A 16,000-nucleotide genomic window follows, 5' to 3' on the forward strand; every position below is an offset into this window, starting at 1 on the left:
GGATTCGGCAGGCGCAAGGATGGCGTAAGGGTGACAGGATATTGCCGCTTGTCGGCAAAGCGCTGAAGGGCAGGTGCGGCGCGGGCTCGCGCCGGCAGATTTTTTTTACTCGGCGCCGCCCTGGGCCACTTCGCCCGGGTACTGGCTGCGCCACAGCTCGAAGCCGCCATCCAGGCTGTAGACCTCGGCGAAGCCCTGGTGCGCCAGGTAGGCGGCGGCGTTCTGGCTGGAGTTGCCGTGGTAGCAGGTGACGATCAGCGGCTGGTCGAAGTCGGCCTTGGCGATGAAATCGGCCAGGGAGTGATTGTCCAGGTGCTTTGATCCGCTGATATGGCCATTGGCGAAGCTCTGCGGGTCGCGGATGTCGACCACCACGGCGCCTTGTTCGCGCAGGGCCTGGGCCTGCTGCGGGGGGATGCGTTTGAATTCGCTCATGGGGTGTTCTCCGTGCAGTCGCAGCGGAATTTCTCGCCGCTGTCGATATTCATCAGGGTCAGGGCGCCGCCCCACACGCAGCCGCTGTCCAGGGCGCTGAGGCCGGGCTCGTCGCACTGGCCTTCCAGCGCCGCCCAGTGGCCGAAGATGATCTTGCGCCCGCGGCTCTTGCGCTGCGGGTAGCTGAACCAGGGGGCATAGCCGGGCGGGGCCGTGCCGACGCCTTCCTTGCTCTTCAGGTCGAGGGTGCCATCGGCCTTGCAGAAGCGCATGCGGGTTAGGTAGTTGGTGATCACCCGCAGGCGGGGGATGCCGTGCAGGTCCTTGTCCCATTTGGCCGGCTCGTTGCCGTACATGCCGTCGAGGAACAGCGGCAGGCGTGCGTCGTCGTGCAGCGCTTCCTCGACTTCGGCGGCGCGCTTGAGGGCTTTTTCCACGGTCCACTGCGGCGGGATGCCGGCATGCACCAGGGTGATGTCGCGCTCGGCATCGTGGTGCATCAGCTTCTGCTGGCGCAGCCAGTCGAGCAGGTCCTGGCGATCCGGGGCGTCGAGGATTTCCTGCAGGGTGTCGTTCTTCTTCAGGCGCTCGATGTTGTGCGCCACGGCCAGCAGGTGCAGGTCATGGTTGCCCAGCACGCAGACCAGCGCATCGCGCATGGCGAACAGGAAACGCAGGGTCTCCAAGGACTGCGGGCCGCGGTTGACCAGGTCGCCGACCAGCCACAGGCGATCCTTGGCCGGGTCGAAGGCGACGCGTTCGAGCAGGCACTTGAGCGGTTGCAGGCAGCCCTGCAGGTCGCCCACGGCATAGGTGGCCATCAGTGCAGGGCCCCCGGCATGGCCAGGCGGAACGGGGCGATCACGGCATCGAAGCGTTTGCCGTCGTCGGCCAGCATCTGGTAGCTGCCCTGCATGTTGCCGACCTTGGTCGCCATCACCGTGCCACTGCTGTAGACGTGGCTCTCGCCCGGCTGCAGGTGCGGTTGCTGGCCGACCACGCCGGCACCGCGGACTTCCTGCACGCGGCCATCGCCGTCGGTGATGACCCAGTGGCGGCTGAGCAGCTTGGCGGCCACCTCGCCGTTGTTGTGGATGGTCACGGTGTAGGCGAAGGCGAAGCGGTTCTGCTCCGGGCTGGATTGCTCCGGCAGGTAGCGGGTGGCGACGCTGACGTCGACCTGGTAGCGCGGATCGGACATGGGAGGGAACTCGGCAAGCTGGAAAAGCAGTTTAGTCCTGCGGCTGGACCTTGGGTTGCGCGGCGAGTTGATCGGCCAGGCGCACGAAGGCGGCGAGGTCGAGCTGCTCCGGGCGCCGGCTGCCATCGACGCCGGCGGCTTCGATCTCGGCGCTGCTGAGCAGGCCCTTGAGCGTGTTGCGCAGGGTCTTGCGCCGCTGGTTGAAGGCCTCGCGCACTACCCGCTCGAGCAGGCGATGATCCTTGGCCGGGAACGGCAGCACTTCGTGCGGCACCAGGCGGACGATGGCCGAGTCGACCTTGGGCGCCGGGTTGAACGCGCCCGGGCCGACATTGAACAGGTGCTCCACGCGGCAGTGGTACTGCACCATGATCGACAGCCGGCCCCAGTCGCCGCCACCCGGTTCGGCGGCCAGGCGCTCGACCACTTCCTTCTGCAGCATGAAGTGCATGTCGCGGATCAGCTCGGCGTTATCCAGCAGGTGGAAGATCAGCGGGGTGGAGATGTTGTAGGGCAGGTTGCCGACCACGCGCAGGCTGTGCGGCGCGGCGTCCAGGCGGGCGAAGTCGAACTTCAGCGCGTCGCCCTGGTTCAGGCGGAAGTTGGCCAGGTGGCCGAACTTGCCCTGCAGGATCGGGATCAGGTCGAGGTCCAGCTCGATCACGTCGAGCTGTGCGCCGCTGCCGAGCAGGCCTTCGGTGAGGGCGCCCTGGCCCGGGCCGATCTCCAGCAGGCGCTCGCCTTCGCGGGCGTGGATGGCGCGCAGGATACGGTGGATCACCCCGGCGTCGTGCAGGAAGTTCTGGCCAAAGCGCTTGCGCGCGCGGTGTTGGTATTCGGACATCGGGACAGCTCCAGGCTTCAGGCCGCACGCTCAAAGCGAATGCAAAGAGCGGCAGTTTAACAGCATTGCCGGGGCGGGCCGTAGGCAAGCCGGGCTGCCTACTCGGCTCGGCCCCTGCTCGTGGCCATCAGGTAGGCGGTTTCCAGGGCGACCTGCAGGCTACCTGTGTCGATCCGGCCGCTGCCGGCCAGGTCCAGAGCGGTGCCGTGGTCGACCGAGGTGCGGATGATCGGCAGTCCCAGGGTGACGTTGACCGCCGCGCCGAAGCCCTTGTATTTGAGCACCGGCAGGCCCTGGTCGTGGTACATCGCCAGCACCGCGTCACAGTGTTCGAGGTGCTTGGGGGTGAACAGGGTGTCGGCCGGCAGCGGGCCGACCAGGTTCAGGCCTTCGCCGCGCAGCAACTCCAGCGTCGGCTCGATCACCTCGATTTCCTCGCGCCCCAGGTGGCCGCCTTCGCCGGCGTGCGGGTTGAGGCCGCAGACCAGGATGCGCGGGTTGGCGATGGCGAATTTCTGTACCAGGTCGGCGTGCAGGATGCGCGCGACCCGCGCCAGGCGTTCCGCGGTGATGGCGGCGGCCACATCCTTGAGCGGCAGGTGGGTGGTGACCAGGGCCACGCGCAGGCCGTGGGTGGCGAGCAGCATCACCACCTGCTCGGTGTGGGTCAGTTCGGCGAGGAATTCGGTGTGCCCGGAGAAGGCGATGCCGGCCTCGTTGATCACGCCCTTGTGCACCGGAGCGGTGATCATGCCGCTGAAGTGGCCATCGATGCAGCCCTGGCCGGCGCGGGTCAGGGTTTGCAGGACATAGGCGGCATTGGCCTTGTCCAGCTGGCCGGCCACGACGGGCGCCTGCAACGGGGTATCCCAGACGTAGAGGCTGCCGGCCGGCGCCGGTGCGCTCGGCCAGCGGCCCGGCTCGGCCGGCAGCAGGGCGATCTGCAGGCCGAGCTGCGCGGCGCGCGCGGCGAGCAGTTCGCGGCTGGCGATGGCGACCAGCGGGTAGGGCTGGGCGGCGCGGGCCAGCAGCAGGCACAGGTCCGGGCCGATGCCGGCGGGCTCGCCGGGTGTCAGGGCGAAAAGGTGGGCGGCGGTCATCGCGGGCTCTCTTCTGGATAACGGTCGGGCGCCAAGTACGGCAGGAGCCAACACTCTACGCCGAAATGCACTAGCGAAAAAAAGCCCGGCTGAGCCGGGCTTGGGTATGGCGGCAAGCCCCGTTAGAGCTTGATCTCGACGTAGGCCTCGTCGCGGATCTGGCGCAGCCAGGCCTGCAGTTCCTCGTCGTACTTGCGGTTGCGCAGCACATTCATCGCCTGCTGTTCGCGCACCTGTTCGCTGCTGTCGGTGGCGCGGCGGCCGATGACTTCCAGCACGTGCCAGCCGTAGGGGCTCTTGAACGGCCTGGACAGTTCGCCGCTCGGGGTCTTGGCCATCACTTCGCGGAATTCGGGCACCAGGCTGTTGGGGTCGATCCAGTTGAGGTCGCCGCCATTGAGGGCCGAGCCCGGGTCTTCGGAGTAGCTCTTCGCCAGTTCGGCGAAGTCTTCGCCGGCGACGATGCGCTCGTACAGGCGTTCGGCCAGGCGCTGGGTCTCGTCTTCGCTGCGGATCTCGCTGGGCTTGATCAGGATGTGGCGCACGTGCACCTCGTCGCGCACGATGCTGTCGCCGCCGCGTTTTTCCAGCAGCTTGATGATCATGAAGCCGTTGGGGGTGCGGATCGGCTCGGTGATCTCGCCGGGGGACAGGGCGCCAATCACGCCATCCAGCGGAGGCGGCAGCTGGGCGGCCTTGCGCCAGCCGATCTCGCCGCCTTCCAGGGCGTTCTCGCTGGCCGAGTTGGCGATGGCCAGCTGGGCGAAATCGCCGCCGCTGCGCAGCTGGTCATACAGGCTGCTGACCTTGCGCGCGGCGGCCTGGATGGCTTCCGGGGAAGCGCCTTCGGGCAGCGGGACCAGGATATTGGCCAGGCGGAACTCTTCGGAGAGCTGCATCTTGCCCATGTCGGAGGCGAGGAAGTTCTGCACTTCCTGGTCGGTGACCTGGATGCGCTCGGCCACGCGACGCTGGCGCACGCGGCTGATGACCATCTCGCGGCGAATCTGCTCGCGGGCATCCTTGAGGCTCAGGCCGTCACGCGCCAGGGCGGCACCGAACTGTTCCAGGGTCAGGCGATTGCGCTGGGCAATGCTGGTCATCGCTTGGTTCAGCTCTTCGTCGGTGATGCGGATGCCGGAACGCTCGCCGATCTGCAGCTGCAGGTTCTCGACGATCAGGCGTTCGAGCACTTGCTGGCTGAGCGCGTCGGCCGGCGGCACCTGGGCGCCGCGCTTGGCGATGGTCTGCTGGACCTCGCGGGTGCGGGCATCCAGCTGGCTCTGCATGATCACATCGTTATCGACAATGGCGATCACGCGGTTGAGGGACTGAACTTCGGCCTGCGCTGCAGTGCCGAGGAAAACTGCGCCCAGCAGCAGCGGGCGCAGGCAATCAGAAAGCTTGGTCTTCACGTTCACGGTAACCTTGGATGCCTTGGTCGAGGAAACTTTCCGCCTTGTTACCCACCACGCCACCGAGCCCTTTCAGGACGATCTGCAGGAAGATGCCGCGGTCGGCCTGGTCGTTCTGGTCCGGGTTCAGGCTGTATTCGTCGTAGTCGACCCAGTAACGGTTGATCAGGCGCAGTTTCCAGCAGCAACTGTCGTACTCGAAGCCGCCGAAGGCCTCGAGGGTGCGGGTCTGGTTGTAGTCGTACTGCCAGCGGGCGATGGCGCTCCACTGCGGCACGATCGGCCAGATCACCGAGAAGTCATGCTGCTCGATCTTGTAGTAGTCCTTGATGTAGCCCGGCTGGCCAGGCGTACCGAAGTCGCCGCCGCCCACTACCCAGTCACCGGTGGACTGGTCGTAGCGCACGGTGTCGTTGCGGTAGCGATAGCCGACGTTGACCACCTTGTTCGGGTTCTCTTCCGGCTGGTAGTGGAACATCGCGCTGCCGGAACGGGTGCTGCTGCTGTCCGGATCCCAGTTGAAATCGGACGACAGGCGCCAGTCGCGGTTGAAGCGGTACAGGTATTCCAGCGCATAGGGCGAGACATTGGCCTGGGCATCGTCGCGGGTGCGGTAGTCGATGCCGGGCAGCTGCACTTCACGGTCGGCGAAGTAGAGGGCCTGGCCGATGCTGAAACGCTGACGCTCGAAGCCATTAGACTCGATCCAGCGGTTGGTCACGCCCAGCGACAGCTTGTTCTCGTCGCCGATGCGGTCCTTGCCGGAGAAGCGGTTCTCGCGGAACAGCGAGGCGTAGTTGAAGGTGTTCTCGCCGGTGTCGAACACCGGGATGTCGGTCTGGTCTTCTTCCGGCACGTACAGGTAGTACAGGCGCGGCTCGAGGGTCTGCCGATAGTTCTTGCCGAACAGCGAGGTGTTGCGGTCGAAGTACAGGCCGCTGTCCAGATTGAACAGGCCTACGCCGCGGTTCTGGCTGCTGCTGTATTCCTGTTCGGCGAGCAGGCTGTTCTTGCCCTCCTGGTCCAGGTCCAGGTCGTAGTCGGTCTGCAGGTACTTGATGGTCGGCTTGACATAGCCCCAGGTCCAGTTCAACGGCAGGCTGACGCCCGGCTCCAGGTGGATACGGTCGCCATTGGCGCGGGCCAGGCCCTTGATCCGTGTGTCGTACCAGGGTTCCAGGTTGCCGTTTTCATCGCTGAAGTTGCCGCTGCGCAGGTCGCGGTCGAAGCGCACGAACTCGGTCTGGTAGGCGAAGTTCAGCCCGCCCGGCTGGAACGGCAGGGCACCGTCGAAGGTGATCTGCGGCAGACGGTCGTAGGGGGTGATGTCGGTGACCGTGGCCAGCTCGTAGGCGTGGGCGTTCAGGCCGGCGGTGAAGTTGTCGCCGCGGTAGGTGAGCGCGCCGCGCTGGTTGACGAAGGTGGTGCTGCTGACTTCCAGGTCGCTGTTCAGGTCCTGGAAGTAGTAGGGGTCGCTGATGTCGGTGTAGTCGACTTCGGCCAGCAGGCGCGAGTCGAGGCCGCCCTTGTGCTGCCAGTTGTACATCCAGCGCTGGTCTTCGTATTCGGACTGCAGCTTGCGCTCGTCTTCCGCGTCGTCCAGCCAGGCACCGCCGACTTGGCCTTCGCTGCCCTTGGTCAGGTAGCGGAACTCGCCTTCCATCAGCAGGCCGCGGTTGCTCATGTAGGTGGGGTACAAGGTGGCGTCGTAGTTCGGCGCCAGGTTGAAGTAGTACGGGGTGGCCAGGAGGAAGCCGGTATCGCTTGACGAGCCGATGCTCGGGGCGAGGAAGCCGGACTGGCGGCGATCGTCGATCGGGAAATAGATGTACGGGGTATAGAACACCGGAATGTCTTTTACCCGCAGGGTCACGTTGGTCGCGGTGCCGAAGCCGGTGGCCGGGTTCAGCTTGATGTTGTTGCCCTTGAGGTTCCAGGCGTTGCTGCCCGGTTCGCAGCGGGTGTAGGTGCCATCCTTGAGGCGGATGATCGCGCTTTCTTCGCGCTTGGCATACAGCGCGCTGCCGCGCACATGGCCCTTGTGCAGGACGTATTCGGCGTTCTCGACCTTGGCCTCGCCGTTGTCCAGCTGGATCTCGGCGCGGTCGCCCACCACCAGGGTGCCCTGGTCGCGCAGCTTGACGTTGCCGATCAGTTCGCCGCGGTTCTCAAGCTGGTGAAGCTTGGCTTCGTCGGCTTCGATCTGCATGCCGGACTGGCGCAGCACGACGTCACCGGCGAGGGTGGCGGTCTGGGTTTCCTGAGCGTAGCGCGAGGCCTTGGCCGAGACGAACATCGGCGCCTCGTCCATCGGCGTGTCGTCGCTCATGCCCGGGCGCAGCGGCTCGACATAGGAACCGGCGCAGTACGGGCCGACTTCGGCCAGCTGGGCGGCGGAGAGCTTGTCGCGCGGCACCCAGTCGAGGTGGCTGTAGTCGGCGCTGCGGCTGCTCAGGCCTTTGCCCTGGCTTTCGGTCACCAGTACGGCTGTGCTGGCGGCCTGGCCGTCGGCCGGCTGGGCGGCGTCAGTGCCGGCGACCGTACTGACCGCCGTCGCGCTATGCTGCGGGCGCGGCAGCTGGGCGGCGTTCGCGGTTTTCGGGGAACAGGCCCAGCCTCCGGTGGTGGAGGCCTGGCAGTCGAACTGCTCGGCGGCGACAGCAAAAGGCGTGGCTACGGGCTGAAGAGCCAGTAGGCTGCCGGTGACCAGCAATGGGAATTTTTTACGGAACACGGGGAGTTTTACTGCCATCTTGTTAGTCCGGGCTTCCTGCGCGCCTTCGACCCGCGGGGGCCGCACGCCTCTCGATGGGCGAAAAAAGATGCTGGATAATAAAGCATGACCCGCACAACGGCTAGCGCCGTCGGAGACCCTTGTAATGCCTGATCAAGATGTACGCCTGCAGCTTCTGCAGGGCTGGCTGGAGCAGTGTTTGCCCGCGTTGTTCGCCGCCGAAGGTTGGGGGCCGGTGCCCGCTGCCGAGCTCACTGCGGCCAGCAGCGATGCCAGTTTTCGCCGCTATTTTCGCTGGCAGGGGGCCGGGCGCACGCTGATCGTGATGGATGCGCCGCCGCCCCAGGAAGACTGCCGGCCCTTCGTCAAGGTGGCCGGCATGCTGGCCGCTGCCGGCGTGCATGTGCCGCGGATTCTCGCCGCCGATATCGAGCGCGGCTTTCTCCTGCTCGACGACCTGGGCCGGCAGACCTGGCTGGACGTGCTGAATGCGGACAATGCCGATGCCCTGTTCGAGCAGGCCCTGCAGGCGCTGGTGACATTCCAGAAACTGCCGCTCGACGACCTGTTGCCGGCCTATGACGACGCCCTGCTGCGCCGCGAGCTGCAGCTGTTTCCCGACTGGTACCTGCAGCGCCATCTGGGCGTCGAGCTGGATGCCGGGCAGCAGGCGCTGTGGCGGCAGGTCTGCGACCTGCTGGTCGACAGTGCCCTGGCCCAGCCGCGGGTGCTGGTGCATCGCGACTACATGCCGCGCAACCTGATGCTCAGCGAACCGAATCCCGGGGTGCTGGACTTCCAGGATGCGGTCCAGGGCCCGGTCAGCTACGACGTTACCAGCCTGTTCAAGGACGCCTTCCTCAGCTGGCCGGAAGACCGGGTGCTGGGCTGGTTGCAGCGCTACTGGCAGCTGGCGAGTGCAGCCGGGATCGCCCTGCCGGCCGACTTCGCGGCGTTCCACCGGGCCAGCGACCTGATGGGGGTGCAGCGTCACCTCAAGGTGATCGGCATCTTCGCGCGCATCTGCCACCGCGACGGCAAGCCCAAGTACCTGGCCGACGTGCCGCGCTTCTTCGCCTACCTAGAGGCCGTGCTGGCGCGCCGGCCGGAACTGGCGGCGCTCGGCGAGCTGCTCGCCAGCCTGCCGCAGCAGGAACTGCAACCGGCATGAAGGCGATGATTCTGGCGGCGGGCAAGGGCGAGCGCCTGCGCCCGCTGACCCTGCATACCCCCAAGCCCCTGGTGCGTGCCGGCGGCGTGCCGCTGATCGAGTTTCACGTGCGCGCCCTGGCCGCGGCCGGTTTCCGCGAACTGGTGATCAACCATGCCTGGCTCGGCCAGCAGATCGAGGACTACCTGGGCGATGGCGCGCGCTTCGGTGTGCGCATCGACTACTCCGCCGAAGGTGAGCCGCTGGAGACCGGCGGCGGCATCTTCCGCGCCCTGCCGCTGCTGGGCGAGCAGCCGTTCCTGGTGGTCAACGGCGATATCTGGACCGACTGCGATTTCGCCGGCCTGCGCCGGCCGCTGGCGGGGCTGGCGCATCTGCTGCTGGTGGACAATCCGGCCCATCACCCGCACGGCGACTTCTGCCTGCACGGCGGGCGGGTCGGCGAACTCCAGCCCGGCCGGGCCAGCCTGACCTACAGCGGCGTGGCCGTGCTGCATCCGCAGCTGTTTGCCGGCTGCCAGGACGGCGCGTTCAAGCTGGCGCCGCTGCTGCGCCGGGCCATGGCCGACGGGCTGGTAACGGGCGAGCACTTCCGCGGGCGCTGGGTGGATGTCGGCACCCACGAACGCCTGGCCGAGGTCGAGCAGTTGCTGGCGGCGAGGTGCTGACGTGTTCTGGCCGATAACCGTACTCGGTGCCCTGGCCGGCTGGGCGCTGGCGAGCATTCCCGGGGCGCTGCTCGGCGGCGTGCTCGGCCAGGTGGTCGACCGCCGCCTCCAGCTGACTTCCTGGGCCGCGCTGCGCGCCCTGTTCGGCGGGGCGGCTATGGATGACGACGAGTTGCTGTTCATGCTCCTCGGTCGCCTGGCCAAGAGCGGCGGGCGCGTGTTGCAGCTGCATATCCAGCAGGCCCGCCAGGAGATGCAGCGCCTGGGCCTGAACGAGGCGGCGCGGCGCCGGGCGATGGAGGCCTTCAACCGCGGCAAGCTGGCCGGCGACGATTTTGCGCGGCCGTTGCAGGGCCTGCGCGGTCGTCCGGAGCGGGCCGACCTGGTGCTGCGCGGGTGCTGGCGCATGGCCTGGGCCGATGGTCGGGTCAGCGAGCGCGAGTACGAGCTGATCCAGCAGTGGGGCCGTTGCCTGGGCTGGGCGCTGGAAGAGCTGAATGCCCTGGCCGACGAATACGAACCCGCCCGGCGCAAGGCCGAAGTGCCATCCGCCGATTACCAGGCGGCCCTGCGCCTGCTCGGGGTGCGCGGCGACAGCGAAGCGGCGGTGGTCAAGCGCGCCTACCGCAAGCTGCTCAGTCGGCACCACCCGGACAAGCTGGCCGGAGCCGGGGCGACGCCGGCGCAGATCCGCGCCGCCACCGAGCGCACCGGCGAGCTGCACCAGGCCTATGAGCTGATCCGCGCGCGCCGCGGGTTTCGCTAGGAAGCTGTGTGCGCGCTCGTAGGGTGCGCCGCGCGCACCACAAGCCACGTACAGGGGCTCTGGTGCGCATGGCGCACCCTACGCCAGCGGGCATTCTCGCCGGTAGCGAGTGAGAAGTTCCAACCCCCCGCGCCGTCGGTGCGGGCCTATTTCTGCGCCGGCAGGCTCTTGTCCAGCCAGCCGCGAATGCGCCGGTACAGCTGCTCCTGCTCGGCATTCGGGTTGCCCGGCAGGGCCTTGAGGGCGATCTGGCTGTAGGCCTCGTGCTTGAGACGCTTGCTGGCATGCAGGCGGCGCGTGGCAGCGCTGCGGTCGCCGGCCTGGTCCTTGTAGTAGAAATCGCCGGTCGGCAGCAGCAGGCCGGGCAGCAGTTCGTCCAGCGCCGGGCTCAGGCCGCTCGGCTGCACGGCGGCCGCGCTGAGCAGGTGCTTGACCTGGGGCGGCTTCTGCTCGGCGAGGAAGCGGGCGGCCCAGTAGGCGCCATCGCCGTGGCCGAGCAGGACGATGGCCGGCGCCTGTTGCTGTTCGGCGAAGGCGATGGCGGCCTGGATGCGGGCGAAGATCCGTACGGACGGCTCGACGGCCGGCGCGGTCGTGGCCGCCGGGTTTTCGCCTGCAGCGCCATCGGCGGCGGGCGCATCGGCTGCGGCGCCGGTCGGCTCGGCCGGGGCATCCGCTGCGCCGGCGTCCGGCGCTGCCGCAGCGGTCACGGCCACGACGGCCATGGGCGCCGGCAGTTGCGGCAGATCCGGCAGGGTCAGGCTCAGGCTGCTCCAGCCGGCATCCGGCAGCTTGTTGCGCAGCGGGCCGATGGCCTGCGGCCAGTCCGCGCTTTCGCCGCTGGCCGGGACCAGGATCACCACGCCGCTCGCCTCGGCCACGTTGGCCGGTTTCCACAGGGCCAGGAAGGTCTCGTCGGCCGCTTGCAGCTGCTGCTGTTCGGCGGCGGGCAACTGGCGTTGCAGGGCGCTTTGTGCTTCGACGCTGCGTTCGGCCAGGGGTGGGCGTTCGCCTGCGGCGCTATCCGCTGCAGCGTCGTTGGCCGCGCTGCTGGCGGCGGTTGCTGGCGGGCTTTCCTCGGCAGTCGCGGCCTGGGCCAGCGTCAGGCTCAGGCCAAGGGTTACGGCGATAAGTGTCGGGCGCAGGGCGTTGGGCATCTCAGGGTTCTGAATGGCGGAGGGTTCCCGCAGCCTAAGCGTTGCCCCGCGATTTGTCAGGTGCCGCTTGCCTGGCGGTGGCTCGGCAGGAGTAAGGTATGGCGAACGATGATTCGAGGCGGGCGGTGATGGGCGCATGAGGCGAGTGCTTGGCGGTTTGTGGCTGTTGCTGTTGCCGACCCTGCTGTGGGCCATTCCGGTGAATACTCCGTTGCTGCTGGACGACAGTCAGCGGGCCTGGCTGGCCGAGCACCCGCGCCTGCACGTCGGCGTGGTGCTGCAGGCGCCCTATGCCGAGTTCCAGCGGCGCCAGCAGCAGTTGGTCGGGCTCAATGTCGAGCTGATCGAGGCCCTGGGCAAGAGCCTGCCGGTGGAGTTCAGCTGGCGCAGCTACCCCGATCAGCAGGCCCTCGACGACGCCTTGCGCGCCGGCAAGATCGACCTCGCTCCCGGCCTCAGCCAGACCCCCGCCGGGTTGCGCCAGTGGCTGTATTCCGATCCCTACCTGCGCATTCCGCACCTGCTGGTGGGCGAGCGCCTGGGCACCGTGGCAGTCGAGCTGGAGCAGCTCGGCACCAGCGATGTGATCGCCGCGCGCACCCCCAGCGCGGTGGTCGACTACCTGCGCAGCAACTACTTCAACCTCAACCTGCTGGCCCGCCCGTCCGACCGCCAGGCCCTGCAGGCGGTGCTGGAGCAGCAGGCGCGCTTCGCCGTGATCGATCAGGCGCAGCTCAGCCGCCTGAGCCAGGAAAGCGAGTTCGCCCCCCTGCTGGTGGTCGGCGATGTCGGCCTGCCGCAGTTGCTGCGCATCGGCACCCGGCGCGACTGGCCGCAGCTGGCGGCGATCATCGATGAGGCCCTGCGCGCCCTGCCGGCGCAGACCCTGGAGCAACTGCAGGGGCGCTGGCTGACCGCGCAGAAGCCCGGCCTCGGCGATTCGCCGCGCTTCTGGCGCAACCTCAGCCTGCTGTGCGCCACCCTGCTGCTGATCAGCCTGGCCTTGCTGGCAGTGGTGCGCCGCCAGCGCTCGCGCCTGGAGCAGCATCTGCTTGAGGCGCGCCAGGTGCTGGCCCGGCGCGAGGCGGCAGAGGAGGCGCTGCGCCTGACCCAGTTCTCCAGCGACCACAGCACCGTGGGCATCCTCTGGGTCAACTGGGACAGCCACGTGCGCTACGCCAACCGGGCGGCGGCGCAGATGCTCGGCTACCGCAGCGAGGAGCTGGTCGAGCGGCCGCTGGAATTGATCGAGCCGAACCTGAGCATGGATCGCTGGCTGCATCTGTGGCGTCGGGTGCGCTCGCGTGACGAGGGTGCACTGAGCTTCGAGAGCAACTGCGTGCGCGCCGATGGCAGCCTGATGCCGGCGGACGTGTCGCTGAGCTTCCTGCGTTTTCGCGAGGCCGAGTATCTGGTGGTGTACCTCACCGACGTCACCGAGCGCCGCCGCGCCCGGGCCGCCCTGGAGGAGAGCGAGGCGCGCCTGAAGGGCATCGCCAGCAACGTGCCGGGTCTGGTGTTCCGCCTGGAGCGCCCGCTGCCCGGAGCACCGGTGGATTTTGCCTACATCAGCGAGGGCAGCGAGCAGCTGGTCGGCTATCCGCCGGCGCAGATCATGGCGGCCGATTTTGGCATTCGCAGCCTGGTCCACCCGGACGACCGCGCGCGCTATCACGCCACCCAGGATGCGGCCATCGCGGCGGCCAGCGACTGGCAGTGGCAGGGGCGCATCCTCACCCGCGACGGCCGTGTGCGCTGGGCCGACATCAAGGCCCGCGCCCGCCGCCTGGAAGGCGAGCATGTGGTGTGGGACGGCATGGTCTGGGACATCAGCGAGAACAAGCAGATCGAGCTGCAGCTGGCCGAGTCGCGCGCTCAGCTGCGCGACCTGTCGGCGCACCTGGAAAGCGTGCGCGAAGAAGAAAAGGCGCGCATCGCCCGCGAGGTGCACGACGAACTGGGCCAGGTGCTCACCGTGCTCAAGCTGGAAACCTCGATGTGCGAGCTGGCCTACGGCGAGCTGGACGCCGGCCTGCGCGAGCGCCTGGACAGCATGAAGAAGCTGATTGCCAACCTGTTCCAGCTGGTGCGCGACGTGGCCACCGCCCTACGCCCGCCGATCCTGGATGCCGGCATCGCCTCGGCCATCGAATGGCAGGCGCGCCGTTTCGAGGCGCGCAGCCAGATCCCCTGCCTGGTCGAGGTGCCGGAACAGCAGTTGCCGGCGCTCTCCGATGCCAAGGCCATCGGCCTGTTCCGCGTGCTGCAGGAGGCGCTGACCAACGTGCTGCGCCACGCCCAGGCGCATACTGTGGCGGTGCGCCTGAGCGTGGAGGGCGGCCAGCTGTGCCTGAGCGTCAGCGACGATGGCCAGGGCTTCGACCCGCAGGCGCCGCGCACCCAGTCGTTCGGCCTGGTCGGCATGCGCGAGCGGGTGCTGATGCTCGGCGGCACGCTGCATATCGACAGCCAGCCGGGCGAGGGCACCACCCTCAGCGTGCGGGTGGCACTGGATGATCAAGAGGAAGTCGCGTGATTCGAGTACTGGTAGCCGAAGACCACACCATCGTCCGCGAGGGCATCAAGCAGCTGATCGGCCTGGCCAAGGATCTGCAGGTGGTGGGCGAGGCCTGCAACGGCGAGCAGCTGCTGGAGACCCTGCGCCATACGCCCTGCGAAGTGGTGCTGCTGGATATCTCCATGCCCGGGGTCAACGGCCTGGAGGCCATCCCGCGGATTCGCGCGCTGAACAATCCGCCGGCGGTGCTGGTGCTGTCCATGCACGACGAGGCGCAGATGGCCGCCCGCGCGCTGAAGATCGGCGCGGCCGGCTACGCCACCAAGGACAGCGACCCGGCGCTGCTGCTCACCGCCATCCGCAAGGTCGCCGCCGGCGGGCGCTACATCGACCCGGACCTGGCCGACCGCATGGTCTTCGAGGTCGGCCTGACCGATTCGCGGCCGCCCCATGCGCAGCTCTCCGAACGCGAGTTCTCGGTGTTCGAGCGCCTGGTGCAGGGCGAGGGGGTCAACGAGATCGCCCTGCACCTGTCGATCAGCAGCAAGACCGTCAGCACCCACAAGGCGCGCCTGATGCAGAAGCTCGGCAGCCATTCGGTGGCCGATCTGGTGAGGTATGCGATGGAGCACAAGCTGGTTTGAGCTGAGCTGAGCTGAGCGGTGTGGGAGCGAATTCATTCGCGATCTGGGCTGCTCGGTGTGGCCCGCCTATCGCGGATGAATTCGCTCCCACAAAAGCCTTTCCTGTAGGGCGATCCCTACAGCACGCTTTCCTCTAGCCTTATAGCAATCAGTCATACCGCCCGATTTGCGTGGCGCCCCCGCCTCTCTAGTCTTTAGCCATGGCAGACAAGAACACAGGTGTGGTGATGGCCGAGAATGCTTCCAACGATGTACTGGTCAGTTTTCGTGGCGTGCAGAAGAGCTACGACGGCGAGAACCTGATCGTCAAAGACCTCAACCTGGATATTCGCAAAGGCGAATTCCTCACCCTGCTCGGGCCGTCCGGCTCGGGCAAGACCACCAGCCTGATGATGCTGGCCGGCTTCGAGACGCCCACCGCCGGCGAGATCCTGCTCGGTGGCCGGGCGATCAACAACGTGCCGCCGCACAAGCGCGACATCGGCATGGTGTTCCAGAACTACGCGCTGTTCCCGCACATGACGGTGGCCGAGAACCTGGCCTTCCCGCTCAGCGTGCGCGGCATGAACAAGACCGACTGCAGCGAGCGGGTCAAGCGCGCGCTGTCCATGGTGCAGCTCGACAAGTTCCGCAACCGCTACCCGGCGCAGCTCTCCGGCGGCCAGCAGCAGCGTGTGGCCCTGGCCCGCGCGCTGGTGTTCGAGCCGCAGCTGGTGCTGATGGACGAGCCGCTCGGCGCGCTGGACAAGCAGCTGCGCGAGCACATGCAGATGGAGATCAAGCACATCCACCAGCGCCTGGGCGTGACCGTGGTCTACGTGACCCACGACCAGGGCGAGGCGCTGACCATGTCCGACCGCGTGGCGGTGTTCCACCAGGGCGAGATCCAGCAGATCGCCCCGCCGCGCGACCTCTACGAGGCGCCGAAGAACACCTTCGTGGCCAACTTCATCGGCGAGAACAACCGCATCAGCGGCCAGCTGCTCAGCCGCGACGGCGAGCGCTGCGTGGTCGGCCTGACCCGCGGCGAGAAGGTCGAGGCGCTGGCGGTCAACGTCGGTGCCCCCGGCGAGCCGGTGACCCTGTCGATCCGCCCCGAGCGCGTGCGCCTCAATGGCGCCAGCGAGCAGTGCGCCAACCGCTTCTCCGGGCGGGTGGTGGAGTTCATCTACCTGGGCGACCACGTGCGCATCCGCATGGAGGTGTGTGGCAAGCCCGATTTCTTCGTCAAGCAGCCGATCGCCGAGCTCGATCCCGCCATGGGCGTGGGCGATGTGGTGCCGCTTGGCTGGCATGTGGAACACGTCCGCGCGCTCGACCCGCTGATCGCGGAGTGAGTGCTTCAGC

Annotated in this window: 14 protein-coding genes; 6 read left to right on the forward strand and 8 right to left on the reverse strand. The window is 67.7% G+C overall.

Translation table 11 applies throughout. The features are described from left to right. Window positions 1-105 precede the first annotated feature (105 nt). The 7 genes from glpE to F3I62_RS04010 form a co-directional block, all read right to left on the reverse strand. Window positions 106-435 (reverse strand): thiosulfate sulfurtransferase GlpE, encoded by a 330-nt coding sequence (glpE, locus tag F3I62_RS03980; protein WP_160488371.1) that lies wholly within the window; start codon window positions 433-435, stop codon window positions 106-108. After that, a complete protein-coding gene (locus tag F3I62_RS03985) occupies window positions 432-1,256 on the reverse strand; it encodes a symmetrical bis(5'-nucleosyl)-tetraphosphatase (protein ID WP_160488372.1) in 825 nt (274 codons plus the stop codon). The genes glpE and F3I62_RS03985 overlap by 4 nt, the downstream gene beginning before the upstream one ends. After that, entirely contained in the window at window positions 1,256-1,636 is a 381-nt protein-coding gene (gene apaG, locus F3I62_RS03990) for a Co2+/Mg2+ efflux protein ApaG (protein ID WP_160488373.1), read from the reverse strand. The genes F3I62_RS03985 and apaG overlap by 1 nt, the downstream gene beginning before the upstream one ends. Before the next feature lie 31 nt (window positions 1,637-1,667). Then, entirely contained in the window at window positions 1,668-2,480 is an 813-nt protein-coding gene (gene rsmA, locus F3I62_RS03995) for a 16S rRNA (adenine(1518)-N(6)/adenine(1519)-N(6))-dimethyltransferase RsmA (protein ID WP_160488374.1), read from the reverse strand. Between the two features lie 98 nt (window positions 2,481-2,578). Then, a complete protein-coding gene (pdxA, locus tag F3I62_RS04000; RefSeq protein ID WP_160488375.1) occupies window positions 2,579-3,580 on the reverse strand; it encodes a 4-hydroxythreonine-4-phosphate dehydrogenase PdxA in 1,002 nt (333 codons plus the stop codon). 122 nt (window positions 3,581-3,702) lie between these two features. Continuing rightward, window positions 3,703-5,001, reverse strand: a complete 1,299-nt coding sequence (locus F3I62_RS04005; RefSeq protein WP_160488376.1) for a peptidylprolyl isomerase — start codon at window positions 4,999-5,001, stop codon at window positions 3,703-3,705. Further along, window positions 4,976-7,747: an LPS-assembly protein LptD gene (locus F3I62_RS04010; protein ID WP_160488377.1), complete on the reverse strand. Its 2,772-nt coding sequence runs from the start codon at window positions 7,745-7,747 to the stop codon at window positions 4,976-4,978. The genes F3I62_RS04005 and F3I62_RS04010 overlap by 26 nt, the downstream gene beginning before the upstream one ends. 127 nt (window positions 7,748-7,874) lie before the next feature. Here F3I62_RS04010 and F3I62_RS04015 point away from each other — a divergent pair, with 127 nt between their 5' ends. From F3I62_RS04015 to F3I62_RS04025, 3 genes are read left to right on the forward strand one after another with little or no spacing between them, the layout of a single operon-like run. After that, the gene (locus F3I62_RS04015; protein ID WP_160488378.1) at window positions 7,875-8,900 is read left to right on the forward strand and encodes an aminoglycoside phosphotransferase family protein; all 1,026 of its coding nucleotides are present in this window, start codon (window positions 7,875-7,877) and stop codon (window positions 8,898-8,900) included. After that, window positions 8,897-9,568, forward strand: a complete 672-nt coding sequence (gene murU, locus F3I62_RS04020; RefSeq protein ID WP_160488379.1) for an N-acetylmuramate alpha-1-phosphate uridylyltransferase MurU — start codon at window positions 8,897-8,899, stop codon at window positions 9,566-9,568. Before F3I62_RS04015 ends, murU begins: the two co-directional genes overlap by 4 nt. Window position 9,569: 1 nt before the next feature. Then, on the forward strand, window positions 9,570-10,334 hold the full coding sequence (locus F3I62_RS04025; RefSeq protein WP_160488380.1) for a TerB family tellurite resistance protein: 765 nt from the start codon (window positions 9,570-9,572) through the stop codon (window positions 10,332-10,334). A 146-nt stretch (window positions 10,335-10,480) separates the two neighbouring features. On the opposite strand, the gene F3I62_RS04030 is transcribed toward F3I62_RS04025, so the two are convergent. Further along, complete coding sequence (locus tag F3I62_RS04030) at window positions 10,481-11,491, reverse strand: DUF3530 family protein (RefSeq protein ID WP_160488381.1); 1,011 nt, start codon at window positions 11,489-11,491, stop codon at window positions 10,481-10,483. A 136-nt stretch (window positions 11,492-11,627) separates the two neighbouring features. Here F3I62_RS04030 and F3I62_RS04035 point away from each other — a divergent pair, with 136 nt between their 5' ends. The 3 genes from F3I62_RS04035 to F3I62_RS04045 all read left to right on the forward strand — a co-directional run bounded on the left by F3I62_RS04035 (window position 11,628) and on the right by F3I62_RS04045 (window position 15,990). After that, window positions 11,628-14,027 carry a PAS domain S-box protein gene (locus tag F3I62_RS04035; protein ID WP_160488382.1) on the forward strand — a complete coding sequence of 800 codons (2,400 nt, stop codon included), beginning with the start codon at window positions 11,628-11,630 and terminating at the stop codon, window positions 14,025-14,027. After that, entirely contained in the window at window positions 14,024-14,653 is a 630-nt protein-coding gene (locus tag F3I62_RS04040; protein WP_160488383.1) for a response regulator transcription factor, read from the forward strand. Before F3I62_RS04035 ends, F3I62_RS04040 begins: the two co-directional genes overlap by 4 nt. Before the next feature lie 227 nt (window positions 14,654-14,880). Beyond that, entirely contained in the window at window positions 14,881-15,990 is a 1,110-nt protein-coding gene (locus F3I62_RS04045) for an ABC transporter ATP-binding protein (protein ID WP_160488384.1), read from the forward strand. Window positions 15,991-16,000: the final 10 nt, after the last annotated feature.

This window comes from Pseudomonas sp. R-28-1W-6, from assembly GCF_009799925.1.
Taxonomy (GTDB): domain Bacteria; phylum Pseudomonadota; class Gammaproteobacteria; order Pseudomonadales; family Pseudomonadaceae; genus Aquipseudomonas.